Genomic DNA, 24007 nt, shown 5'->3' on the forward strand with positions numbered 1-24007 from the left:
GTCCGACGCTTTCGCGAGCAGGCTCGCTCCCACGAGGTATCTACACCGATTTCAAAAACTGCGCCAATCCCCATAACAAGAAACCGGAGAACCACTCATGTCGTTAAGCGTGTTCGACCTGTTCAAGATTGGCATCGGTCCCTCCAGTTCCCACACCGTCGGCCCGATGCGCGCCGCTGCGCGCTTCGCCGAGGGCTTGCGCCGTGAAAACCTGCTGACCAGCACCGCCAGCGTGCGCGTCGAGCTGTACGGTTCGCTTGGCGCCACGGGTAAAGGTCACGGCAGCGACAAAGCCGTGCTGCTCGGCCTCGAAGGCGAACATCCGGACACTGTCGACACCGAAACCGTCGCGGCGAGGCTGCAAGAGATTCGCGGCAATGGCCGACTGAATCTGCTCGGTGAACACAGCATCGCGTTCAACGAGAAAGAACACCTGGCGATGATCCGCAAACCGTTGGCCTACCACCCCAACGGCATGATCTTTCGCGCCTTCGATGCGGCGGGGATTCAGATCCGCAGTCGCGAGTACTACTCGGTCGGCGGTGGTTTCGTTGTCGATGAAGATGCTGCCGGCGCCGATCGCATCGTCGAAGACGCCACGCCGCTGACCTTCCCGTTCAAAAGTGCCAAGGATTTGCTCGGTCATTGCGCCACCTATGGGCTGTCGATCAGCCAGGTGATGCTGACCAACGAGAGCGCCTGGCGCCCGGAAGCCGAAACCCGTGCCGGCCTGCTGAAAATATGGCAGGTGATGCAGGACTGCGTTGCTGCCGGCTGCCGAAACGAGGGGATTTTGCCGGGCGGTTTGAAGGTCAAGCGCCGGGCGGCGGCGCTGCATCGGCAGCTGTGCAAGAACCCGGAATCGGCGCTGCGCGATCCGCTGTCGGTGCTCGACTGGGTCAATCTTTATGCACTGGCGGTCAACGAAGAAAACGCCAACGGCGGGCGCGTGGTCACCGCTCCCACCAATGGCGCGGCGGGCATCATTCCGGCGGTGCTGCATTACTACATGCGTTTTATTCCCGGGGCGAATGACGACGGCGTCGTGCGTTTTTTGCTGACCGCTGCCGCGATCGGCATTCTTTACAAGGAAAACGCTTCGATCTCCGGCGCCGAAGTCGGTTGTCAGGGTGAAGTCGGTGTGGCCTGCTCAATGGCGGCCGGCGCTCTGTGCGAAGTGCTCGGCGGCAGCGTGCAACAAGTCGAGAACGCCGCGGAAATCGGCATGGAACACAACCTCGGCCTGACCTGCGACCCGATCGGCGGTCTGGTGCAGGTGCCCTGCATCGAGCGCAACGCGATGGGTTCGGTGAAAGCCATCAACGCGGTGCGCATGGCCATGCGTGGCGACGGTCAGCATTTCGTCTCCCTCGACAAAGTCATCCGCACCATGCGCCAGACCGGCGCCGACATGAAAAGCAAATACAAGGAAACCGCCCGCGGCGGCCTGGCGGTCAACATTATCGAATGCTGATTACGAACTCAGCCAAACGTAACTAGCTCCCTCTCCCTCCGGGAGAGGGCTGGGGTGAGGGGCTCTTGATCTTGCCTCTCACCCGCAACCCAAATTCAAAGGAGCCACGCATGTCCACCGAAACCTTGTCGAAAACCCCGCTACACGCACTGCACCTCGAACTCGGCGCGCGCATGGTGCCGTTCGCCGGCTACGACATGCCCGTGCAATACCCGCTCGGCGTGATGAAAGAACACCAGCACACCCGTGAGCAAGCCGGGTTGTTCGACGTATCGCACATGGGCCAGATTCGTCTGACCGGCGCCAATGCGGCCAAAGCCCTGGAAACCCTGGTGCCGGTGGACATCATCGACCTGCCGGTGGGCATGCAGCGTTACGCGATGTTCACCAACGAAAGCGGCGGCATCCTCGATGACCTGATGGTTGCCAACCTCGGTAACGACGAGTTGTTCCTGGTGGTCAACGCCGCGTGCAAGGATCAGGATCTCGCGCATCTGCAAAAACACATCGGCGATCAGTGCACCATTACGGCGCTGTTCGAAGAGCGCGCCCTGCTCGCCCTGCAAGGTCCGGCAGCCGTCACCGTGCTGGCGCGTCTTGCGCCGGACGTGGCGAAGATGACTTTCATGCAGTTCAAGCGTGTGTCATTGCTCGGCGTGGACTGCTTTGTCAGCCGTTCGGGCTACACCGGTGAAGACGGGTTCGAAATCTCCGTCCCGGCCGCCGAAGCGGAAAAACTCGCCCGCGCCCTGCTCGCCGAACCAGAGGTCCAGGCCATTGGCCTCGGTGCGCGTGATTCGCTGCGTCTGGAAGCCGGCCTGTGCCTGTACGGTCACGACATGAACACCGAGACCACACCAATTGAAGCCAGCCTGCTCTGGGCGATCTCCAAGCCACGCCGCCCTGACGGCGCACGGGCCGGGGGTTTCCCGGGCGCCGAGCAAATTTTCGCGCAGCAACAAAATGGCGTCGCACGCAAACGCGTCGGCCTGCTGCCACAGGAGCGCACCCCGGTGCGTGAAGGCGCAGAAATCGTCAACGAGGCCGGCGAGATCATCGGCAGCGTCTGCAGCGGCGGCTTCGGTCCGACCTTGGGCGGGCCATTGGCGATGGGTTACCTTGACAGCGCTTACGTCGCGCTCGATACACCTGTGTGGGCCATCGTCCGTGGGAAAAAGGTGCAAATGCTTGTAAGCAAAATGCCATTTGTTGCACAACGCTACTATCGCGGTTGATCGACTGTTTCTATAAGTAACGCGATTGCGTTATACGTGCACTAATGTGTAACGCAATCGCCATAAAACAGTGCGTTTTTTAACATCCGTTTCGAATATGAACGTTGCTTATAACGTTTGCTGAAAATAGAACCAGACAATCGTCTAAGACTGAACTAGTGTGCTGACGAACTGCCACGAAGAGCAGTAAAACCGGGGCCTTCGCAGGGCTTGTTTTTTCTCCCGTAGTTGGCGTAGAGTTTGTCCACTGTGTTTGCATGGGTCAGCTTGGAATCGTGACCTGGGCAGTAGCCTACAAGTTAGCTACATCCCGCTCGACGTCTTCTTACTCCTTGCAACCAGCTCCAGTACTCTTTCATGTGAAAGGGGCTGTCATCAATTTATGCGTCAAAGGAAATAAGAAATGTCCACACGTCAGAGCGGTACCGTCAAGTGGTTTAACGACGAGAAAGGTTTTGGTTTTATCACTCCAGAAAGCGGTCCGGATCTGTTCGTACATTTCCGCGCCATTCAGGGCAACGGCTTCAAGAGCCTGAAAGAAGGCCAGAAAGTGACTTTCGTTGCTGTGCAAGGCCAAAAAGGCATGCAGGCTGACGAAGTACAAGCAGAAGCCTGATCTTCTGATACGAAAAAGCCCCTGATATTGATATCAGGGGCTTTTTTGTGCGCGCCAATCCGTAAAATGGCGCTTCCATTCGCGTCCCGAGGCTGCCATGTCGAAACACCTGCTCACGCCGCAAGGGGACTTTCCTCCCGTTGCTCTCGGTCGTCGTCTGGCGGCAATGTTCTACGACTTCCTGCTGTGCACCGCCCTGCTGATCGTCACCGGCTTCATCTATAAGTTGATCCAGGCCGCGATCATTGGCGAAGAACGGCTGCGGGTGATGACCGACGCCGGCCAGCTCGATGGTGATCCGCTGTATTCCACGGTGCTGCTGTTGGTATTGTTCGGCTTCTTCGCCAAGTTCTGGACCCATGGCGGGCAGACACTGGGCATGCAGGTGTGGGGCATCCGCGTGCAGAACGCCAACGGCACGGCCATCAGCCTGTGGCAGGCGCTGTTGCGCTTTATGGTGTCGATAGCGTCGTGGTTGTGTATCGGGTTGGGGTTCTTCTGGTCGCTGTTCGACAAGCACAAGCGCACCTGGCATGACATCTATTCGGATACGCGCGTGGTGCGAATTCCAAAGAAGAACAAATAATTTCCATACTCAGGAGTCCCCCCTGTGGCGAGGGGATTTATCCCCGTTGGGTGGCGAAGCCGCCCCAAAATCAACCACCACGGTGTATCAGACACGCCGCGTGCGCTGCTTAACGACCGCTACGCAGCCGAACGGGGATAAATTCCCTCACCACAGGGCTCACTCCTACAAATGGTACTCAGGCGTTACCGGCCAGCTTCATCCGCGCTGCCTGGGTGAAGTCCAGCATGCGCTTCAACGGGCGGATCGCCTGGGGAATCAGCGCCGGATCGACAAAGATCTCGTTGGTGCCTTCCTTCAAGCTCTTGAGCGTGCGCTCCAGGGTGTTCATGGCCATCCATGGGCAATGCGCGCAACTGCGGCACGCCGCGCCGTTACCGGCGGTTGGCGCTTCGATGAAGACCTTGTCCGGGCACAGCTGCTGCATCTTGTAGAAGATGCCACGGTCGGTGGCGACGATCAGGGTCTTGTTCGGCAGGCTTTGCGCGGCAGCAATCAACTGACTGGTGGAACCGACGGCATCCGCCAGTTCGATCACCGAAGTTGGCGATTCCGGATGCACCAGAATCGCCGCGTCCGGATACAGCGCTTTCATGTCTTCGAGCTGCTTGGACTTGAACTCTTCGTGAACGATGCAGGCACCGTCCCAAAGCAGCATATCGGCGCCGGTCTTGCGCTGAATGTAAGTGCCCAGGTGCTTGTCCGGACCCCAGATAATCGTCTCGCCGTTGTCCATCAGGCTTTCGACGATCTCCAGTGCGCAGCTCGAAGTCACCACCCAGTCAGCCCGAGCCTTCACGGCGGCGGAAGTGTTGGCATACACCACCACGGTACGTTCCGGGTGCTGGTCGCAGAACGCCGAGAACTCATCGACCGGGCAACCCAGGTCCAGCGAGCAGGTCGCCTCCAGGGTCGGCATCAGCACGCGTTTTTCCGGGTTGAGAATCTTTGCCGTCTCGCCCATGAACTTGACGCCGGCGACCACCACGGTCTTGGCCGGGTGCGCGTTGCCGAAGCGGGCCATTTCAAGGGAGTCGGAAACACAGCCGCCGGTTTCTTCGGCCAGGGCCTGAATCACCGGATCGCAATAAAAGTGGGCAACCAGCACCGCGTCCTGAGCCTTGAGCTCGGCGGCGATGGCGGAACGGTAATAAGCCTCCTCTTCTGCCGTCAGCGGTTTGGGCTGTTTGGCGTCGAGGTGGGCTTGAACCAGAAGGCGTTCGGAAATCTGCGTCATGTTCGCAAGACCTGCAGGCGCATTCGCGCGAAAGTCGAGTATACACCCGGCTCCGGACCGCTAGAGGGTACCGCCGGGAGAGTGAGTATCATCAGGCACGGGACAGCGTTGAAGCTGCGCAAGGCTACAGAATATCCCGTTGATACAAAAGATGATTCTGACCTGTGTCAGGTCGGGTCGCACTGAAACATCGAACGCCCGAATTGCAGGCAAAAAAAAACCCGGAAATCCTCACTTTCGTGGGCCTTCCGGATTTTCTAAACCGCCAAATATGGTGGGTCGTGTGGGATTCGAACCTACGACCAATTGGTTAAAAGCCAACTGCTCTACCAACTGAGCTAACGACCCGCTGTGTGGTGGCGCGTATAATACTGATTTTTAAGGACTATTCAACACCTTTTTTGAAAAAATCAAAAATAAGGGGTTGGATCGTCCACACCAGCTGCCGCGAAGCCTTCTGCACGCAGGCGGCAGCTGTCGCATTTGCCGCAGGCGCGGCCGTCATCGTCGGCCTGATAGCAGGAAACGGTCAGCCCGTAATCAACGCCGAGCTTCACGCCCGCCTGGACGATCTGCGCCTTGCTCAGGTTCTGCAGCGGAGCCTGGATGCGGAAGCCATTGCCTTCCACGCCAGCCTTGGTCGCCAGATTGGCCATGCGCTCAAACGACTCGATGAATTCAGGACGGCAATCCGGGTAACCGGAATAATCCACCGCGTTGACGCCGATAAAGATATCGCGGGCGCCGAGCACTTCGGCCCAACCCAGTGCCAACGACAGGAACACCGTGTTGCGCGCCGGCACGTAAGTCACCGGAATGCCTTCGCCCAGCTCTTCCGGAATGTCGATGCTGGTGTCGGTCAGCGCCGAGCCGCCCATGCCATTGAGGTTCAGTCCGATGACCTTGTGCTCGACCACACCCAGATCGCGAGCAACGCGGGCGGCGGCGTGCAATTCAGCATGCGAGCGCTGGCCGTAATCGAAGCTCATGGTGTAGCAAGCGTAGCCTTCGGCGCGCGCCATCGCGACGACGGTGGCCGAGTCGAGGCCGCCCGAAAGCAGGATAACGGCACGTTTTTCGGTAGTGTTCAGTTGTTCAATCATCTCAGCGCCCCGGCTCATCATTCCATAGATATTTATGCAACTGCAGTTGCAGCCGCACTGGCAGGTTGTCTGCCACCACCCAATCCGCCAGATCCCTGGCATTGAGGTCATGATGACTTGGGGAGAACAGCACTTCACCCGCACGTCGATCAAGCCCGTACTGGATCAGTTTCGATACCGCCCAGTCATAGTCTTCCCGCGAGCAGATGACAAACTTCACCTGATCGTTGCGGGTCAGCAGTTCGATGTTCTCGTAACGATTGCGATGGGCTTCTTTCGAGCCCGGCGTTTTCAGATCGACGACGCGACTGACACGCGGATCGACAGCGGATACGTCAAGGGCGCCGCTGGTTTCCAGCGACACCTCGTAACCGGCATCACACAAGCGTTCAAGCAAAGGAATGGCGTTCGGCTGGGCCAACGGCTCACCGCCGGTGACACAGACGTAGCGCGGACGATATCCGGCCACTTGCTCAAGAATGTCGTCGAGGGTGCGGACGGTGCCGCCGCTGAACGCATAAGCGCTGTCGCAGTACTGGCAACGCAACGGGCAACCGGTCAGGCGCACGAAAACCGTGGGCAGCCCGGCAGTCCGAGTTTCCCCCTGCAACGAGTAGAAAACTTCGGTGATTCTCAATGTGTCTTGCATAGTCGCCACGGGCGTAACAGCTAAACAGGCTGTCCGCCTCCGTCAGGCACTTCAGGCAATCCCGCCAACGCGTAGACCACAAGAAGCGTGTTTCAGAAAAAGGGCGTGAATTCTAACGAAAAAACCCGCGACAAGCGCGGGTTTCTTCAAAACACGGATAAACAGGCTTACATGCGCTGCAAATCACGCTGGGCCAGCTGCGCGGCGGAAGTGCCCGGATATTGGGACACCACCTGCTGCAGAATGCCTTTGACCTTGTCGGTGTGACCGAGGCGGCGCTCTACGTCAGCCAGCTTGTACAGCGAGTCCGGCACTTTGTTGTGCTTGGGATACAGCTGCGAAACCTTGGCAAAGGCCTGACCTGCACCTTGCAGATCCCCCTTGGCCAGGTTCACTTCGCCCAACCAGTACTGGGCGTTGCCCGCGTACTGGCTGTTGGGGTATTTGCGCAGGAAAGCGGCAAAGGCCTGGCTGGCCTTGTCGAAATCCTTGGCTTTGATCAGGTCGAAAGCGGCATCGTAATACAGCTTTTCTTTCGCCGGATCAGCCGGTTCGCTACCCGCGGCAGGGGCCTGGGCTGCCGCAGCAGCACCCGCGCCTGCGGCAGCACCGGCAGCAGCACTTGCATCGCCACCGGCAGAAGAATTCTCGGGAGTCGCGGCTGGTGCAACGCCGGATCCTATGCGCCGATCAAGATCCTGGTATCGCTCCAGGGATTCCTGCTTCATGCGCGCAACCTGATTCTGCAGTTCTTCGATCACGCCCTGTTGGCGCGAGATCTGATCCTGCATCTGTTGCAATTGGTTGAACAGCATGCCTTGTGCCGAGGCAGGGGCCGAAGCCGCTCCCCCGGCATAGGCGCCGTTCGTACCGTAACCCGCAGGCGGATAACTGCTCCCGCTATTGTTATAACCGGAGTTGTCATCGACCACAGGAACCGCAGCCCACGCCGCAAGCGGCGCGAGGCTGAGAGCCAGAACAGTTACAGCACGACGGCACGTTCGCATATCGAATTACTTACGCAGTTCGACGCGACGGTTCTGGGCCCAGGACTGCTCGTCGTTGCCGGTAGCAACTGGACGCTCTTCGCCGTAGGAAACCAGTTCCAGCTGAGCTGGGGAAACACCTTGCAGTACCAGGTAGCGCTGAACGGCTTTCGCACGACGCTCGCCCAGTGCCATGTTGTACTCACGAGTACCACGTTCGTCGGTGTTGCCTTCCAGAACAACGCGAGCGCCGTTTGCTTTCAGGTCTTTGGCGTGAACGTCCAGAGCGCGCATGGCTTCTGGCTTCAGGTCCGAGCTGTCGTATTCGAAGTAGAAGGTGGTGATTGCGCGCAGAGCAGCTTCTTCGCTCAGGGAACCGTCAACGGCACCAGTGTTTGCGCCGTAACCAGCGTTTGGATCAACAGCGCCTTCACCGGCGTTGTCGCCGCCTTTGGACGAGCAACCTACAGCTACAGCCATGGCCAGAGCCAGCGCAGCAAATTTACCAAACTTCAGCATTTCCATCGTGAAACTCCTAATGAACCCCAGTGTGTTAAGTAAAACGTGTAGCGCCCGCTCACTTCAGGTAAGGGGACCAGGACGGTTCTCTGACTTCGCCTTGAGCGGTAGGAAGCGGGAGCCTCACGCGCCCATTAATGGACACGAGCATCAAGACTCCCCGGCCCTGTTGGCGGGTGGCGTAGATTACCATGGTGCCGTTGGGCGCAACAGTAGGTGACTCGTCCAGAGTGCTATCAGTGAGGATCTTTACACTACCCCGCTGCAGATCCTGAGCTGCCACCTTGAAATTGGTGAAGCCATCCTGACGATGAATCATCACCAAAGTCTTTTCATCAGCCGACAGTTTCGGGTTGGCGTTGTAGTTGCCAACGAACGTCACACGCTCGGCACCACCGCCACTGGCGCTGGTTTTGTAGATCTGCGGCTTGCCGCCACGGTCCGAAGTGAAGTAGATGGTCGAACCATCCTTGCCCCAGAACGGCTCGGTGTTAATGCCTGGGCCGGACGTCACACGGGTGATCTGACGCGAACCGAGGTTCATCACGTAGATGTCCGGGTTACCGTCTTTGGACAGCACGAACGCCAGGCGATTGCCATCCGGCGACCAGGCTGGCGCGCCGTTGAGGCCTTCGAAGTTGGTGATCTGCTCACGGCGACCGGTGTCGATGTTCTGCATGAAGATGCGCGGACGCTTCTGCTCGAACGATACGTAGGCGATACGCTTGCCGTCCGGTGCAAAACGTGGCGACAGAATCGGCTCGCGCGATTGCAGCAGAGTCACTGCGCGGGCGCCGTCATAGTCGGAACGCTGCAGGGTGTAGCGCGTGTTCTTCTCGGAGAAACGCTCGGCCGTCACGTACAGCAGACGTGTCGAGAACGCGCCGTCGATACCGGTCAGTTTCTGGAACGACTGATCGGAAATGAAGTGCGCCATATCACGGATCTGGTCGGTCGTGCCGGAAACACTGCCGTCAGCCACTTTCTGTTCGGTAGCGACGTTGAACAGTGCCCACTGCACCTGCAGGCGACCGCCCGCCGGGGCGATGCTGCCGACCATCATGTATTGAGCACCTACCGCCTTCCAGTCACGGAAGATGATTTCGCTCGGCTGGCTTGGCTGGCTGATCATGTTGGCTTTCGGAATCGGCGAGTAGTAGCCCGAGTTGCGCAAGTCGTTGCCAATGATTTCAGCCATGTCGTCTGGCAGCACGGCGCCGCCCTGCATGCCGAACGGTACGACGGCGATCGGAGTAGCCCGATCGCTGCCGCTGGTGACCAGAATGTTCTTTTCATCTGCCGCCGCGATCCCTGCCATGCAGCAGATCACGACCAGCATTCCTCGAAGAAGGTTTCTCACAAGGCTAGATCCTCAGGTGTGAATGTCATCTTGAATGAACGATACGGAGCGAAATCGCTCGGCTTCATTCCCTGCATTTCTGTCAAACGTCCAATATTCTTCACTGCCGCGACTGCCGAAGCATCGAACGGACCGTCACCACTGGACTTGGATACGGTGACCGAAGTCACGGTACCGTCCGGCAACATGCCAATTTGCAGCACGACCGTCATGCCTTTGCGCGCCGAAGGAGGACGAGCCCAGCCTTCTGCTGCGCGAGCGCGAATCAGATCATCGAAACTGCCGGCGACTTCGTCACCCTGCTCATCGGCCAGGGCCTGCTGGCGCTGCGGCGTGTCGGAAAGCAGATCTGCCAGGGCCTGAGCCTTTTTGTCTTCGGCGGATTTGCGTGCCGCTTCCTGCGCTTTCTTCTTCGCAGCGTCGGCAGCAGCTTTCTTCTTCGCGTCTTCGGCGACTTTCTTTTTCGCCTCTTCAGCTTCAGCTTTCTTCTTGGCGTCTTCGGCGGCTTTCTTTTTCGCGTCTTCGACGATCTTTTTCTTGGCTTCTTCGGCAGCGGCTTTCTTCGCCTCTTCCTCAGCAGCCTTCTTCGCTTCGTCTTCGGCCTTCTTCTTGGCTATATCAGCCAATTGTTTCTCTTCGGCCTTTTTCGCTTCGGCTTTCTTCGCGTCGTCGGCTTTCTTGGCTTCATCAGCCTTTTTCGCTTCGTCCGCTTTTTTCGCCTCGTCGGCCTTCTTGGCTTCCTCGGCCTTTTGAGCCGCTTCCTCTTTCTTTTGTTCCGCCGCCTTCACCGCTTCCTGTTCGATCTTTTTCTGCTCCATCTGCTCGACTTCGGTCTGGCGCGCGGCGGATTTCTTCGCCTCACCCGCAATCTTCTGATTGGTCTGGGTGGTCGCCTGACTTTTCGATTTCAGCTGGTACAGAGTCGCCTGGACAATCGGCTTGGCCGGCGGCAGCTCGGGCGTGAAGGCAAAACTGACGAACAGCATGCCGAACACCAGCACGTGCAGGACAATTGCCAGAACACTAGGCCAGAAGTAGCTTTCCGAGGCGGACGGCTCTCGCTGTTGCTGCATCAGGGGGCCTCGGTAATCAGACCAACGTTACCGACCCCGGCTTTCTGCAACCCGCCCATGGCACCCATGACGGCGCCGTAGTCGACAGTCTTGTCGCCACGAATGAACACCTGGGTGCGTTTGCCGCCCTCGGTGCCGGCGCGGATGATCTTGGTCACCGCGTCGGTCATTTGCGGCAGGGTCATGGCCCTGTCCTGTTGCTTCTCGGTGTCGACTTCGCTGCCAAGGTTCCAGTAGTAGGTCTTGTCAGCCTTGATCGAAATGGTCAGGACCTGGGTGTTGTTGTCCTGCGGCAAGGCTTCGCTGGAAACCTTGGGCAGATCAACTTTCACGCCCTGATTGAGCATCGGCGCGGTCACCATGAAGATGACCAGCAGCACCAACATCACGTCGATGTAGGGCACCACGTTCATCTCGGCGACCGGCTTGCGCTTTTTGCGGGCTCGAGCGATTAAAGCCATCGGGAAATACCTGCTTATTCTTCGCTGGTGTGCACTTTGCGGTGCAGGATCGCCTGGAATTCATCGGCGAAGGTGTAGTAGCGGCCCAGCAAGGTTTCGCTGCGCGCAGCAAAACGGTTGTAAGCGATGACCGCCGGGATCGCAGCGAACAGGCCGATCGCGGTGGCGATCAGGGCTTCGGCGATACCCGGAGCAACGGTGGCGAGGGTCGCTTGCTGGGCGCTGGCCAGGCCGCGGAAGGAGTTCATGATCCCCCACACGGTACCGAACAGACCGATGTACGGGCTGACCGAACCGACGGTGGCGAGGAACGGCAGGCTCTGCTCGAGTTTCTCTTCTTCGCGCGAGATGGCCACGCGCATGGCACGGGCGACACCTTCCATCACCGCTTCTGGATCGACCCCTGGCTGCTGACGCAGACGGGAGAACTCCTTGAAGCCGGCACGGAAGATCTGCTCCACGCCCGAATCCGGATCAGGGTTGCTGCCAGCCTGACGGTACAGTTTGGACAGGTCGATACCCGACCAGAAGCGCTCTTCGAAGCTCTCCAGGGCGCGTCGACCGGCACGCAGCAAATTGCTGCGCTGAAAGATCATGATCCATGAGGTCACCGATGCGGCCACCAGGGTCAACATTACCAACTGCACCACGATGCTGGCATTGCTGACCAGGCTCCACATGGAGGAATGGTCGACGACGTTAGCTTCCACGCTTTATCTCCTGCTTTGAGTGTGTACCCGGGCCGACCGCGTCGGCGAAGGCCGCACGCAGGTCTTCGGGAAGGGCCCGGGGTTTCAAACTGTCGGTGCGCACGCAGGCCACCAAAAACTGCCCTTCGCAGAGCAGCACATTATCCGTGGCCCGCCTGACCTGCTGTTTGAAGCGCAGGCTGGCACGGTTCAATTCGATTACATCAGCGCTTACCAGCAGCTCGTCATCCAGTCGCGCCGGCGCGTGGTAGCGCGCTTCGCTGGAATGCACGACGAACAACAGGTCCTCTCCGGCAAGCTGCGATTGGGCAAAGCCCAGTTCCCGTAGCCGCTCGGTTCGAGCCCGTTCCATAAACTTGAGGTAATTAACGTAATACACGATGCCGCCCGCATCGGTGTCCTCGTAATAAACGCGACAACGATGTGCGAACGGCTCAAGCCCGTTTTGCGCGCGCATACTCTAGTGCTTACTCCTCAGGTTGCCAATCCGGCCAGACAACTGTTTTTCGTGGTTTCAACGCTTTAACGCAAAAGTACCGTCGTCTGACAGTACAAACCCTGAATAAATCACCAGCAAATGTGTATCAATCGTCGACGGCGTCGAGAAACTCGTCTGCCACGGGCATCTCGCCCATGCGTGACGGAACATTCAAACCGAAATGCAGATAGGCATGCCGCGTCACCACCCTGCCCCGTGGCGTGCGCATGATATAGCCCTGCTGGATCAGGTACGGCTCGAGCACGTCTTCAATGGTGTGGCGTTCTTCACTGATCGCCGCCGCCAGACTGTCGATACCGACCGGGCCGCCGTCGAACTTCTCGATCATGGTCAGCAGCAGGCGTCGATCCTGATGATCGAAACCGTGCTCGTCGACATCCAGCAGATTGAGCGCCAGATCCGCCACCGCTTTGGTGATGTGGCCCTTGGCGCGGACTTCGGCGAAGTCGCGCACCCGACGCAGCAGACGGTTGGCAATTCGCGGCGTGCCACGGGCGCGACGGGCGATCTCGAACGAACCTTCCGGATCCAGCGGCAGACCGAGAATGGCTGCCGAACGACTGACGATCGTAGCCAGATCCGCCGTGCTGTAGAACTCCAGGCGCTGGACGATACCGAAGCGATCACGCAGCGGGTTGGTCAGCATGCCGGCGCGGGTGGTGGCGCCGACCAGAGTGAACGGCGGCAGATCGAGTTTGATCGAGCGCGCCGCCGGCCCCTCGCCAATCATGATGTCGAGCTGGAAATCTTCCATCGCCGGATACAGCACTTCTTCAACGATCGGCGACAGACGATGGATTTCGTCGATGAACAACACATCGTGCGGCTCGAGATTGGTCAGCAACGCGGCCAGATCACCCGGGCGCTCCAGCACTGGCCCGGAGGTGCTCTTGATCGACACACCCATTTCCTGGGCAATGATGTTCGCCAGCGTGGTCTTGCCCAGCCCGGGCGGACCGAAGATCAGCGTGTGGTCGAGGGATTCGCTGCGGCCACGGGCGGCCTGGATGAACAGTTCCATCTGCTCGCGCACGGTCGGCTGGCCAATGTAGTCGGCCAGGCTGACCGGGCGGATGGCCCGGTCCTGGACTTCTTCGCGCTCGCGCGGGCTGTGCGCGGCGGCGATCAGACGATCAGCTTCAATCACTTAAATCATTCCCTTCAGAGCGCGGCGGATCAGGTCTTCGCTGCTCAGGTTCTTGTCTTTGATCGCGGAAATCGCCTTGCTCGCTTCCTGCGGCTTGTAGCCCAGGGAGATCAACGCGCTGACCGCATCGGTCTCGGCGCTGTTGACCGGCGCCGGGCCGTCCGGCTGATTGGGCACCAGCGCGAACATCGCCGGCGAGGTTTCCCAGGCCTTGAAGCGATCCTTCAATTCCACCAGCAGACGCTCGGCGGTCTTCTTGCCAACCCCCGGCACCTTGGTCAACGCCGAAGTGTCCTGAGACTGCACGCAGCGCACCAGCTCATCGACTTCCAGGCTCGACATCAACGCCAGCGCCAGTTTCGGTCCGACCCCGTTGAGCCGGATCAGCTCGCGAAAGAAGTCTCGCTCACGCTTGCCGGCAAAACCATAGAGCAATTGCGCATCTTCGCGTACGACCAAATGGGTGTGCAGGGTCAGCGGTTCACCGACCGACGGCAGCCGATACAGGGTGGTCATCGGCACTTCCACCTCATAGCCGAGGCCATTCACATCGAGAATCAGGTGCGGCGGCTGTTTCTCAGCCAGGGTGCCGCGCAAGCGTCCAATCACGTTTTGAATCCTTGAGCGCTGGCCAGCCGTGGGCTGGCGACGATTGAAGGTGGCTTGCACGCCGGCAACACAGGCACCGCAAAGCCACTTTCAGGAAAATTGATGCTGATGCTATCAGAGACGCAGGCGCCCGCCACGACTGCGTGCGGTTCCCAGCCCGTGCGGCAGCAGGCTTGAGCGCGTGTGCGCATGGCAAATGGCGATCGCGAGGGCGTCGGAGGCGTCGATCTGCGGCTTGCTGGTCAACTTGAGCATGTGCATGACCATCATCTGCACCTGCTCCTTATTGGCCGCACCGGTGCCGACCACGGCCTGTTTGACTTGCGTGGCGGTGTACTCGGCGATTTCCAGACACTCTTCGGCGCCGGCGACAATCGCAGCGCCCCGCGCCTGTCCGAGCTTCAGCGCCGAGTCGGCGTTTTTCGCCATGAACACCTTTTCGATGCCCATGGTCACCGGGCCGTAGGTCTTGATGATTTCGCGCACGCCGCGATAGACGATTTGCAGACGTTCATGAAGCTCGCCGGAGCCGGTGCGAATGCAGCCCGAAGCCACATAAATGCAGCCGCCCCGCCCGGTATCGCGAACGATCCCGTAACCGGTAATGCGCGAACCGGGGTCGATACCAAGAATTAGAGTCATAACGCCTGCAGATTCATAAAAACGATTTACCTGACAGCCAATAGCAAATGTGGGAGCGAGCCTGCTCGCGAAGGCGGTATGTCAGCACATACAGGTGCTGAATGACACACCGCTTTCGCGAGCAGGCTCGCTCCCACAGGGAAGACTAGTCGCTTATCAGCCAAGCTGAGCGGCGACGTCTTCCGGGATATCCGCGTTGGAGTAGACGTTCTGCACGTCATCCAGATCCTCAAGCATATCGATCAGCTTGAGCACCTTCTCCGCACCTTCCAGATCCAGCTCGGCACTGGTGGTCGGCTGCATGACGATTTCCGCGTCGTCACCCTTGAACCCGGCCGCTTCCAGCGCGTTACGCACCGCATAGAAGCTGGTGAACGAGGTGAACACGTCGATCGAACCATCTTCGTGGGTGACCACGTCATCAGCGTCGGCTTCAAGCGCCGCTTCGGTCAGTGCGTCTTCATCGACGCCCGGGGCGAAGCTGATCTGGCCCTTGCGCTCGAACAGATACGCCACCGAACCGTCGGTGCCGAGGTTGCCGCCGCACTTGCTGAACGCGTGGCGCACCGCTGCGGCGGTACGGTTGCGGTTGTCGGTCATGCACTCGACCATCACCGCCACGCCGCCCGGGCCGTAGCCTTCATAGGTCAGTTCTTCAACGTTGTCCGCTTCAGTGGCACCGGCACCGCGCGCGACGGCACGGTCGATGATGTCGCGGCTCATGTTGGCGCTCAACGCCTTGTCCAGAGCCAGGCGCAAACGCGGGTTGGAACCCGGATCGCCGCCACCCTGACGGGCCGCAACGGTCAGTTCACGGATCCACTTGGTGAAGATCTTGCCCCTCTTGGCATCCTGACGTTCTTTGCGGTGCTTGATGTTTGCCCACTTGGAATGACCTGCCATAACTTGCTCCGAATGCTCTTTGAAACCTTGCCCGCCCTGCCAAGGCAGCGGCCGGCAATTGAAAAATTCGACCTGAGAAAGAAAAAAGGCGCATCCGAAGATGCGCCTTCAGGCCCGTCTTACTCAGCCTTTGGCGTTTCGCGCAGGCGAATGTGCAGCTCGCGCAGTGCCTTGGCATCCACTACGCCCGGAGCCTGCGTCATCACGTCGGCAGCACTCTGGGTTTTCGGGAAGGCGATCACTTCACGGATCGACTGGGCGCCGGTCATCAGCATCACCAGACGGTCCAGACCGAAGGCCAGACCACCGTGCGGCGGTGCACCGTACTTCAGCGCGTCGAGCAGGAAGCCGAATTTCTCTTCCTGTTCCGCTTCGTTGATGCCCAGCAGACGGAATACCGCTTGCTGCATTTCCTTGCGGTGGATACGGATCGAGCCGCCGCCCAGCTCGGTGCCGTTCAACACCATGTCGTACGCACGGGACAGTGCGCCGGCCGGGTTGGCTTCGAGTTCCTGCGGGGTGCACTTCGGTGCGGTGAACGGGTGGTGCAGCGCCGAGAAGCTGCCGTCGTCGTTCTCTTCGAACATCGGGAAGTCGACGACCCACATTGGCGCCCACTCGCAGGTCAGCAGCTTCAAGTCGTGACCGAGCTTGATCCGCAGCGCGCCCAGGGCTTCGCTGACGATCTTGGCCTTGTCGGCACCGAAGAACACGATGTCGCCATCGACTGCGCCAACGCGATCGAGGATCACGTTGAGTTTGTCTTCCGGGATGTTTTTCACAATCGGCGATTGCAGACCTTCAACACCGGCAGCGCGCTCGTTGACCTTGATGTACGCCAGGCCCTTGGCACCGTAGATGCCGACGAACTTGGTGTAATCGTCGATCTGCTTGCGCGGCATGCTCGCCCCGCCTGGAACACGCAGTGCGGCGATGCGGCACTTCGGATCGTTGGCCGGGCCGCTGAACACCTTGAAATCGACTTCCTTGAGCTGGTCGGCAACGTCGACCAGTTCCAGCGGAATACGCAGGTCCGGCTTGTCCGAACCGTAGCGGCGCATGGCTTCTTCGAAGGTCATGTGCGGGAATTCGCCGAATTCCAGATTCAGCACTTCCTTGAACAGATTGCGGATCATCTGCTCGGTCAGGCCCATGATCTCTTTTTCATCGAGGAAGCTGGTCTCGATGTCGATCTGGGTGAATTCCGGCTGACGGTCGGCACGCAGGTCCTCGTCGCGGAAGCACTTGGCAATCTGGTAGTAACGGTCGAAGCCGGCCACCATCAGCAGTTGCTTGAACAGCTGCGGTGATTGCGGCAGGGCGAAGAACGAACCGGCGTGGGTACGACTCGGCACCAGATAGTCACGCGCGCCTTCCGGGGTGGCCCGGGTCAGGATCGGCGTTTCGACGTCAAGGAAGCCATTTTCGTCGAGGAAGCGACGGATGCTGGTGGTCATGCGCGAACGCAGACGCAGCTTCTCGGCCATTTCCGGACGACGCAGGTCGAGGAAGCGATAGCGCAGGCGGGTTTCTTCGCCGACGTCGGAGAACTCGTTGAGCGGGAACGGCGGGGTTTCCGACTCGTTCAGCACTTCCAGTTCGTAACCGAGCACTTCGATCATGCCCGAAGCCATGTTGGCGTTGGTCGCACCGGCCGGACGCAGACGTACCTTGCCGGTGATCTTCACGACGTATTCGCTGCGCACGCGATCGGCGGCGGCGAAGCTCTCGGCGCGATCCGGGTCGAACACCACCTGGGCCAGACCATCACGATCACGGATATCGAGGAAAATCACCCCGCCGTGGTCGCGGCGACGGTGCACCCATCCGCAAAGGGTAATTTCCTGGCCTTCCAGGCTTTCGTTCAGTTGGCCGCAATAGTGGCTGCGCATCATGGTGTGGTTCGCTTCTCGTAATTCGAAATTCGGTGGAGTAACCGTCGCCTTCAAGCAAGGCGGCAACTCACGCGTGTCGTTCGTTCAGGGTTGGTACCCTAGTCAGCTTTGTCGCCACCGGCCAGATTCTTCTTGGCTCCGGTCTTGAAATCGGTCTCGTACCAACCGTTGCCGCTGAGGCGAAAACCCGGCATGGACAGCTGCTTCTTCAGTTCGGGCGCCTGGCAGGCAGGGCAGTCGACCAACGGTGCGTCGCTGATCTTCTGAATGGCTTCCAACTGATGACCACAGGAAGCACATTGGTAATCGTACATTGGCATGGGGGTGTCTCGGCGATCAGATTGCTGCCGCGCGCAGGGCTTTGCGGCGAAAGCGCGGGATTATATCGATTAAATGCGGGCTGTGCAGCCGTAACACTGCACAGCCCGCAACCTCGTTGCAACCGCCGTTTCAGCGCGAAACGGTGGGTGCGAGGTCTTTGATCCCGTTCATGACGCAAACCACCCGCACCAACGCACTGAAATTCTTCACCCCGCCGTGACGCAGATGCACCTCGCGGTCGACATGGGATAACAGTGTGCTGATCGAACAGTGGTTATCCTCGGCCATGCCGCCGAGGATATTCCAGTAGACCTGCTCCAGGCGCAGACAGGTCGCAAATCCGTTGAGGCGAATCGATCGCGACAACGGCCGGATCAGATTCATGTCGAACTCGCTGACAAACGGGTCGACTTTTATTACGTGCCGCGAAGCCGACATCCTGTCGCTTCGCCTGTCTTCTTCTACCATAGCGTTGACACTCCTTTGCCATGACTGCTGATTTATAAGGCAACATCCTTGCGCCTTCATAAAAACCCAGTGACAAAGTCAGCGCCATACGATTTGTTGACCAGCCTCGTAGGATAAGCCAACGCCAACGGTAAGAGTCTGGACAGCACGCGGACGACCTCAAGCCGTCCGCAGCGGCCGGATCATTCCTCGAGCAGCGCGCGCAGCATCCACGCGGTTTTTTCATGCACCTGCATACGCTGGGTCAGCAGATCGGCGGTCGGCTCGTCGCTGACCTTGTCCAGCAACGGGAAGATGCCGCGGGCGGTCCGGGTCACTGCCTCCTGGCCTTCGACCAATTGCTTGATCATGTCTTCGGCGCTCGGCACACCGACTTCTTCCTTGATAGAAGAAAGACGCGCGTAGGTCGCGTAGGCCCCCGGTGCCGGGAAGCCCAGCGCACGAATCCGCTCGGCGATCGAATCGACGGCCAGCGCCAGCTCGTTGTATTGCTCTTCGAACATCAGGTGCAGCGTGCGGAACATCGGGCCGGTGACGTTCCAGTGAAAGTTATGGGTTTTCAGATACAGCACATAGGTGTCGGACAGCAGTCGCGACAACCCTTCGACGATGGATTTGCGGTCTTCTTCGCTGATACCGATATCAATTGCCATGCTTACCCCCTAACAGTGATTGGATTCATCCAGCAGGTTCAGCCCCACTTTAGCAAGGCAAGCGCCAGCTCGCAGCTATCAATCCGTGATCAGGCTGCGACAAATCGACCGTTTCTCTGCCGCTGGCCGGGCTGATTTGAGTAGCCGCAGGCTTTGCTGTTAAATAGGCAGTGTGTCGCCATGCCCCATTTTCCGGGGGTGTTGCGCATAGGCTGATCCGTGTACGTGTCCACCGCCTCTTATTTCGTCCTGAAGCGAACCGTGCGCCTTCAGCTCTTCCTTGTGAGCCGTCATAACGTGAGCCAATCAAAATGTTGAAAATCGTCCACCTGCTAATGGGCGCAGCAGCCTTGCTGCTGTCGTTCATACCCAGCCTGAAAGCCGAAGCCGTTCCTTATCTGCAACAACCCGATGCACTTTACCTGGCCTTTTTCGGCCTGCTGAACCTGGTCATCGCTCCAGTGATCCCCTACTGGAACAAAGGCCCGCGCCAGCATCTGCAAAATCTGGTCAGCGCCCTGCTCGTGCTGACTGTCGTCCTGCAAACCTTGACCCTGATCGCGCCGATGCCGGTCATCGCTGGCCAGCCGGCGGTGTTGTTCAGCCTGGTGATCGCCCTGGTTGCCGTGGTGCTGCACCTGGCCGTCAGCTTCTACAAATCGTCACCAGCCGCTGCGCCAACCAGCTATGACATGAGCAATCGCGATACCGGCACCGTGAAGTGGTTCAACACTTCCAAGGGTTTCGGCTTTATCTCCCGGGACTCCGGTGATGATATTTTCGTGCACTTTCGCGCCATTCGTGGCGAAGGCCACCGTGTTCTGGTCGAAGGCCAGCGCGTCGAGTTCTCGGTGATGAACCGCGACAAAGGCCTGCAAGCCGAGGACGTGATCGCCGCTCTGCCGCGTCGCTGATCCAAAGCAAAAAAACCGCGAACAGCCTGGCTGTCCGCGGTTTTTTTATGCCTGGCGAATGGTTCAATAATGCGGTGGCGGCGCGTCTTCTTCAAAGGCACCGAACTGCCCGACCATTTCTTCGTGACGCTTGATCAGCGCCTCCATCTGCAATTGCAGGCGCTCGATGACTCTCTGCTGGGCCACCAGCACATCGTTCAATGCCTGAATAGTGTCATCCTGAAAGGCCAGACGGCTTTCCAGATCGGTTACGCGCTCTTCAAGGCTCATGACTCAGCCCTCCACAAAGGTGAATTCTTCGGTCAGCACCAGACGCAAGCGCTCGCGAATGGCTGCTACCTGTTCCGCGCTGTACGGCCTAGCCGGATGCTTGCCCCAGACCGGCGCCGGCCACGCAGCATCGTCACGTTTACGTACGATCACATGCATGTGCAACTGACTGACAACGTTACCCAGGGTTGCCACATTCAGCTTGTCGGCGTCGAAGGAATCCTTGAGCAACTCGGCCAGGGTGGTGGTTTCCCGCCAGAGCTGGTGCTGGTCGGCGACATCCAACTGAAACAACTCGCTTATATCCTCGCGACGAGGCACCAGGATGAACCACGGGTAATTGCTGTCGTTGGACAGCAACAGCCGGCACAACGGAAAGTCGCCGATGACCAGGGTGTCCTGTTGAAGTCGTGAATCCAAAGCAAACACTGTGAGTACTCCCGCTGATCCTATAACTCAGCTTAGCGGCCGCCCCTAGAAGCAGCGCGCCAAGCGACAGAACGGCAGCATACCTGCGAATGCAGCGGGCTTCACGCGTCCCCTCGGCGGTAATTCAGCAAGCGCGCCGACATGAGACATTTATCTCGCCGACGCACCAATACAGCCCCGGACATGAGCCTTGACGTGAAGGGCCGCATGAAAATCCTTGATCTGTCGACCCTCGAATCGCGCGGCGCCAGATTTACTTGCGTCCAGTGGTGATTTTTTTGCACCAAAACTGCACAACACGTCTACGCTCACTGGGTCGGGCATCCGCCAAATACTCACTGCGGGGTGAACCGGTAACGTTTTTGGTTGTCTTGCGCACCTTTGGTGCGTTGCAACACCATTGGGAGAATGTCGTCAAGCCTGCAACAAAACCGGCCCGAGGCCCCGTTTTCACAAGGTTTTCACATATGCGGGCGCATTGCAGAAAAATAACCGCAGCGATTTTGCGGTTTGTGCACGCTTGTTGCATTCGTAACGTTATGGACTATAAGCGCACCACGGGAAGTGGTCGCCTGAAGCCAATAAAAACAGTGGCAGGGTTGCCCGATGGAGATTCAAGTGTTTTGCCAGGGACTCTTTTTTAGCGATGCAAAAAGGCCCGGAAACAGCGATAAAGTTGTCAGTCCGGCTGCATCGGTACTGTGAATTTGCGACATCCAGCGCTCCTTTTGCGACAACGCCGTAAAGAAGCTGAAAGGTTGGTTTCGCAAGTATCGCCAACATTGTCGGCGTGATATAAGTTTGCGCCGACACAAAAAGAAAGAGCCGCCCAGATAATAAAACAGGTGGGACGGCAGTACTCTTCTAAAACCAAAGGAGCAAATCACGATGCGCGTGATGAAGTGGAGCATGATCGCACTGGCAGTTGCTGCAGCAGCCAGTACTCAAATGGCTACGGCCGCCCCGTTTGTAAGTGACCAGGCTGAAGCCAAAGGTTTCGTTGAAGACGCCAAGCTCGACCTGCTGGTACGTAACTATTACTTCAACCGCGACAACAAGAACCGTAATGCTGACGTAAAAGACTGGACTCAAGGTCTGCTGGGCAACTTCAGCTCTGGCTACACCCAAGGTACTGTTGGTGTCGGTATCGATGCATTCGGTTATCTGGCCATCAAACTTGACGGCGGTGACGGTACCTCCGGTTCGGGCAACATGAGCCGTAGCGACACCGTTGACCCGCTCAACGGCTCCCGTGACGTCAATGACAGCCAGGGCAAAGCCGGTGCAGCGGTCAAATTCCGCGTTTCCAAAACCGAGCTGAAATTCGGCGACATGCAGCCTAGCACCGCACCAGTGTTCGCTGTGGGCGGCTCGCGCATCATTCCTCAGTCTGCCAGCGGTTTCCAGCTGCAGAGCAGCGAAATCCAGAACCTTGACCTCGAAGCCGGCCACTTCTACTCGTCGACCAGCCAGGACAAGAACTCCCGTGATGGCGAGCTGTACTCCAACTACTCAGGCATCGATTCCGACTCCATCGACTATTTCGGCGGCAAGTACGGCATCACCGACAACCTGAGCGCATCGCTGTACGGTGCCAAGCTGGAAGACATCTGGAACCAGTACTACGCGAACGTGAACCTCACCACACCATTCGGTGGTGACACGTCGTTGAACACTGACTTCAACATCTACCGCACCACCGATACCGGTGACAAGAAGGTAGGCGACATCAGTAACACCACATTCTCCCTGGCAACTGCGCTCTCGTTCCTGAAGGCACACACCATCACTATTGCCTTCCAGAAGGTCAACGGCGACACACCATTCGACTACATCGGTGTGGGCAAGAACAACCGTGGTGGCGATTCGATTTTCCTTGCCAACTCGATTCAGTACTCTGACTTCAACGGTCCAAACGAGAAATCCGCGCAGATTCGTTATGACCTGAAGATGGCTGAATATGGCGTTCCGGGTCTGAGCTTCATGACTCGCTACGTTAAAGGCTGGGACATTGACGGCTCTGGCTTGGCAGCTAACAGTCAATACCGCGACAGCCTAGGAAATCCGCTCTACGGTGATGATGGCAAGCACCACGAGACTAACCTGGAAGTCAAATACGTAGTTCAGAATGGTCCGGCCAAGGATCTTTCGTTCCGTGTTCGTCAGGCTTGGCATACTGCCAACGCAGACCAGAGTGAAGGCGATGTCAAAGAGTTCCGCCTGATCGTCGACTACCCACTGTCGATCTTGTAATCGCCAACAGTTAGTTTGCGATAATAAAAAAGGGCCCATCTTCGGATGGGCCCTTTTTATTGGTGCTTCATTCAACTAATGCCTTGCCAACAATTCAGGCACTTAGTTAGCAACCTATCATTGCGTCGCCGATTCCTGCACTACGCGTATAACCCGCTGCGGAAATGGAATATCAATCCCGGCAGCCTTCAAACGATCCCGCGCCTGTTCATTGAACATGAACATCACATCCCAATAATCCGCAGTTTTAACCCATACGCGCAGGGAAACAGTGATCGAACTGTCGCCCAATGTCGAAATCACTGCCTGTGGCTCCGGGTCCTGCATGACGCGGGGATCCTTGGCCAGATCCAGCAGTACCTGACGGGCCTTCTGCAGATCCGCTTCGTAATCAACGCCGACATCAAAAACGACTTTACGGGTTGGCTGACGATTGGTGTTGGTGATGATGCCGTTCGACAGGTTGCCGTTGGGCACGATGATGGTCTTGTTGTCGCCGGTACGCAGCACGGTGTGGAAAATCTGAATGCTGTCGACGGTACCCGCTACACCTTGGGCTTCGATCCAGTCACCGATGCGGAACGGGCGGAACAGCAGAATCAGCACGCCGCCCGCGAAGTTCGCCAGGCTGCCCTGCAAGGCCAAGCCAATCGCCAGACCCGCAGCACCGATAGCCGCAACGAACGAGGTGGTTTCGACGCCGATCATCGACGCGACGCTGACAATCAGCAGCACCTTGAGAATGATGTTGGCCAGGCTGCTGATAAAGCCTTGCAGCGCGAGGTCGGCATTGCGCAGAGCCAGCAGACCGCCGAGTTTTTGCGTGACCTTGTTGATCAGCCACCAGCCGATCGCCAGGGTAATCACTGCCAGCAGTACACGGCTGCCGTATTCCATGATCATCGGGATCCACGCCTGGGACGCCTTGACCAGGTGGTCCACTTCAGCATTCAAATCCATGTTCTATCTCCTGATTTCCGGCTTCCCGGGGTGTA

Annotated in this window: 27 protein-coding genes and 1 tRNA gene; 6 read left to right on the forward strand and 22 right to left on the reverse strand. The window is 58.4% G+C overall.

Features of this window, described 5'->3' with window-relative positions:
* Window positions 1–97: 97 nt before the first annotated feature.
* The 4 genes from PspCFBP13508_RS06410 (at window position 98) to PspCFBP13508_RS06425 (ending at window position 3911) form a co-directional block, all read left to right on the forward strand.
* A complete protein-coding gene (locus PspCFBP13508_RS06410; protein WP_016773512.1) occupies window positions 98–1474 on the forward strand; it encodes an L-serine ammonia-lyase in 1377 nt (458 codons plus the stop codon).
* 110 nt (window positions 1475–1584) lie between these two features.
* A complete protein-coding gene (gene gcvT / locus PspCFBP13508_RS06415) occupies window positions 1585–2709 on the forward strand; it encodes a glycine cleavage system aminomethyltransferase GcvT (protein WP_137214000.1) in 1125 nt (374 codons plus the stop codon).
* Window positions 2710–3112: 403 nt separating this feature from the next.
* A complete protein-coding gene (locus tag PspCFBP13508_RS06420; RefSeq protein ID WP_003227496.1) occupies window positions 3113–3325 on the forward strand; it encodes a cold-shock protein in 213 nt (70 codons plus the stop codon).
* 97 nt (window positions 3326–3422) lie between these two features.
* The gene (locus PspCFBP13508_RS06425; RefSeq protein WP_137214001.1) at window positions 3423–3911 is read left to right on the forward strand and encodes an RDD family protein; all 489 of its coding nucleotides are present in this window, start codon (window positions 3423–3425) and stop codon (window positions 3909–3911) included.
* A 178-nt stretch (window positions 3912–4089) separates the two neighbouring features.
* On the opposite strand, the gene nadA is transcribed toward PspCFBP13508_RS06425, so the two are convergent.
* The 19 genes from nadA to PspCFBP13508_RS06525 form a co-directional block, all read right to left on the reverse strand.
* On the reverse strand, window positions 4090–5148 hold the full coding sequence (gene nadA, locus PspCFBP13508_RS06435; protein ID WP_016773509.1) for a quinolinate synthase NadA: 1059 nt from the start codon (window positions 5146–5148) through the stop codon (window positions 4090–4092).
* A 272-nt stretch (window positions 5149–5420) separates the two neighbouring features.
* A tRNA-Lys gene (locus tag PspCFBP13508_RS06440) sits at window positions 5421–5496 on the reverse strand.
* A gap of 62 nt (window positions 5497–5558) precedes the next feature.
* Window positions 5559–6251 (reverse strand): 7-cyano-7-deazaguanine synthase QueC, encoded by a 693-nt coding sequence (queC, locus tag PspCFBP13508_RS06445; RefSeq protein ID WP_071173362.1) that lies wholly within the window; start codon window positions 6249–6251, stop codon window positions 5559–5561.
* Window position 6252: 1 nt separating this feature from the next.
* Window positions 6253–6900 (reverse strand): 7-carboxy-7-deazaguanine synthase QueE, encoded by a 648-nt coding sequence (gene queE / locus PspCFBP13508_RS06450; protein ID WP_041479789.1) that lies wholly within the window; start codon window positions 6898–6900, stop codon window positions 6253–6255.
* Window positions 6901–7067: 167 nt separating this feature from the next.
* Window positions 7068–7907, reverse strand: a complete 840-nt coding sequence (gene ybgF, locus PspCFBP13508_RS06455; protein ID WP_041479790.1) for a tol-pal system protein YbgF — start codon at window positions 7905–7907, stop codon at window positions 7068–7070.
* Window positions 7908–7913: 6 nt separating this feature from the next.
* Complete coding sequence (gene pal, locus PspCFBP13508_RS06460; RefSeq protein WP_003178634.1) at window positions 7914–8411, reverse strand: peptidoglycan-associated lipoprotein Pal; 498 nt, start codon at window positions 8409–8411, stop codon at window positions 7914–7916.
* 52 nt (window positions 8412–8463) lie between these two features.
* Window positions 8464–9744 (reverse strand): Tol-Pal system beta propeller repeat protein TolB, encoded by a 1281-nt coding sequence (gene tolB, locus PspCFBP13508_RS06465; RefSeq protein ID WP_178083739.1) that lies wholly within the window; start codon window positions 9742–9744, stop codon window positions 8464–8466.
* Between the two features lie 17 nt (window positions 9745–9761).
* The gene (gene tolA / locus PspCFBP13508_RS06470; protein WP_130912234.1) at window positions 9762–10838 is read right to left on the reverse strand and encodes a cell envelope integrity protein TolA; all 1077 of its coding nucleotides are present in this window, start codon (window positions 10836–10838) and stop codon (window positions 9762–9764) included.
* Window positions 10838–11290, reverse strand: a complete 453-nt coding sequence (tolR, locus tag PspCFBP13508_RS06475; protein WP_160767866.1) for a protein TolR — start codon at window positions 11288–11290, stop codon at window positions 10838–10840. Before tolR ends, tolA begins: the two co-directional genes overlap by 1 nt.
* A gap of 23 nt (window positions 11291–11313) precedes the next feature.
* Entirely contained in the window at window positions 11314–12009 is a 696-nt protein-coding gene (gene tolQ / locus PspCFBP13508_RS06480; RefSeq protein ID WP_008080223.1) for a protein TolQ, read from the reverse strand.
* The gene (gene ybgC, locus PspCFBP13508_RS06485; protein WP_137214002.1) at window positions 11999–12466 is read right to left on the reverse strand and encodes a tol-pal system-associated acyl-CoA thioesterase; all 468 of its coding nucleotides are present in this window, start codon (window positions 12464–12466) and stop codon (window positions 11999–12001) included. The genes tolQ and ybgC overlap by 11 nt, the downstream gene beginning before the upstream one ends.
* 127 nt (window positions 12467–12593) lie before the next feature.
* On the reverse strand, window positions 12594–13655 hold the full coding sequence (ruvB, locus tag PspCFBP13508_RS06490; protein ID WP_024014087.1) for a Holliday junction branch migration DNA helicase RuvB: 1062 nt from the start codon (window positions 13653–13655) through the stop codon (window positions 12594–12596).
* Complete coding sequence (ruvA, locus tag PspCFBP13508_RS06495) at window positions 13656–14264, reverse strand: Holliday junction branch migration protein RuvA (RefSeq protein ID WP_024014088.1); 609 nt, start codon at window positions 14262–14264, stop codon at window positions 13656–13658.
* Window positions 14265–14378: 114 nt separating this feature from the next.
* Window positions 14379–14906 (reverse strand): crossover junction endodeoxyribonuclease RuvC, encoded by a 528-nt coding sequence (gene ruvC / locus PspCFBP13508_RS06500; protein WP_016773501.1) that lies wholly within the window; start codon window positions 14904–14906, stop codon window positions 14379–14381.
* Window positions 14907–15062: 156 nt separating this feature from the next.
* Window positions 15063–15809 carry a YebC/PmpR family DNA-binding transcriptional regulator gene (locus tag PspCFBP13508_RS06505; RefSeq protein ID WP_034153419.1) on the reverse strand — a complete coding sequence of 249 codons (747 nt, stop codon included), beginning with the start codon at window positions 15807–15809 and terminating at the stop codon, window positions 15063–15065.
* Between the two features lie 119 nt (window positions 15810–15928).
* The gene (aspS, locus tag PspCFBP13508_RS06510; RefSeq protein WP_041479793.1) at window positions 15929–17704 is read right to left on the reverse strand and encodes an aspartate--tRNA ligase; all 1776 of its coding nucleotides are present in this window, start codon (window positions 17702–17704) and stop codon (window positions 15929–15931) included.
* Between the two features lie 98 nt (window positions 17705–17802).
* Window positions 17803–18024: a zinc ribbon domain-containing protein gene (locus PspCFBP13508_RS06515; RefSeq protein WP_016773499.1), complete on the reverse strand. Its 222-nt coding sequence runs from the start codon at window positions 18022–18024 to the stop codon at window positions 17803–17805.
* A gap of 130 nt (window positions 18025–18154) precedes the next feature.
* Complete coding sequence (locus PspCFBP13508_RS06520) at window positions 18155–18493, reverse strand: ribbon-helix-helix domain-containing protein (RefSeq protein WP_130912236.1); 339 nt, start codon at window positions 18491–18493, stop codon at window positions 18155–18157.
* A gap of 182 nt (window positions 18494–18675) precedes the next feature.
* Window positions 18676–19146: a Dps family protein gene (locus PspCFBP13508_RS06525; protein ID WP_016773497.1), complete on the reverse strand. Its 471-nt coding sequence runs from the start codon at window positions 19144–19146 to the stop codon at window positions 18676–18678.
* A gap of 311 nt (window positions 19147–19457) precedes the next feature.
* On the opposite strand from PspCFBP13508_RS06525, the gene PspCFBP13508_RS27755 reads away from it, so the two are divergent.
* Entirely contained in the window at window positions 19458–20060 is a 603-nt protein-coding gene (locus PspCFBP13508_RS27755) for a cold-shock protein (RefSeq protein WP_137214003.1), read from the forward strand.
* Between the two features lie 63 nt (window positions 20061–20123).
* Here the strand turns inward: PspCFBP13508_RS27755 and PspCFBP13508_RS06535 are convergent, their stop codons facing one another.
* The gene (locus PspCFBP13508_RS06535) at window positions 20124–20330 is read right to left on the reverse strand and encodes a SlyX family protein (RefSeq protein WP_016773495.1); all 207 of its coding nucleotides are present in this window, start codon (window positions 20328–20330) and stop codon (window positions 20124–20126) included.
* A 3-nt stretch (window positions 20331–20333) separates the two neighbouring features.
* A complete protein-coding gene (locus tag PspCFBP13508_RS06540; protein WP_137214004.1) occupies window positions 20334–20759 on the reverse strand; it encodes an HIT domain-containing protein in 426 nt (141 codons plus the stop codon).
* Between the two features lie 888 nt (window positions 20760–21647).
* Between PspCFBP13508_RS06540 and PspCFBP13508_RS06545 the strand changes: the two genes are divergently transcribed.
* A complete protein-coding gene (locus PspCFBP13508_RS06545; protein ID WP_130912239.1) occupies window positions 21648–23012 on the forward strand; it encodes an OprD family porin in 1365 nt (454 codons plus the stop codon).
* Window positions 23013–23129: 117 nt separating this feature from the next.
* On the opposite strand, the gene PspCFBP13508_RS06550 is transcribed toward PspCFBP13508_RS06545, so the two are convergent.
* Window positions 23130–23972 carry a mechanosensitive ion channel family protein gene (locus PspCFBP13508_RS06550; protein WP_137214005.1) on the reverse strand — a complete coding sequence of 281 codons (843 nt, stop codon included), beginning with the start codon at window positions 23970–23972 and terminating at the stop codon, window positions 23130–23132.
* Between the last annotated feature and the right edge of the window lie 35 nt (window positions 23973–24007).

Origin of the sequence: Pseudomonas sp. CFBP13508 (assembly GCF_005233515.1) — a bacterium.
GTDB lineage: Bacteria > Pseudomonadota > Gammaproteobacteria > Pseudomonadales > Pseudomonadaceae > Aquipseudomonas > Aquipseudomonas mercuritolerans.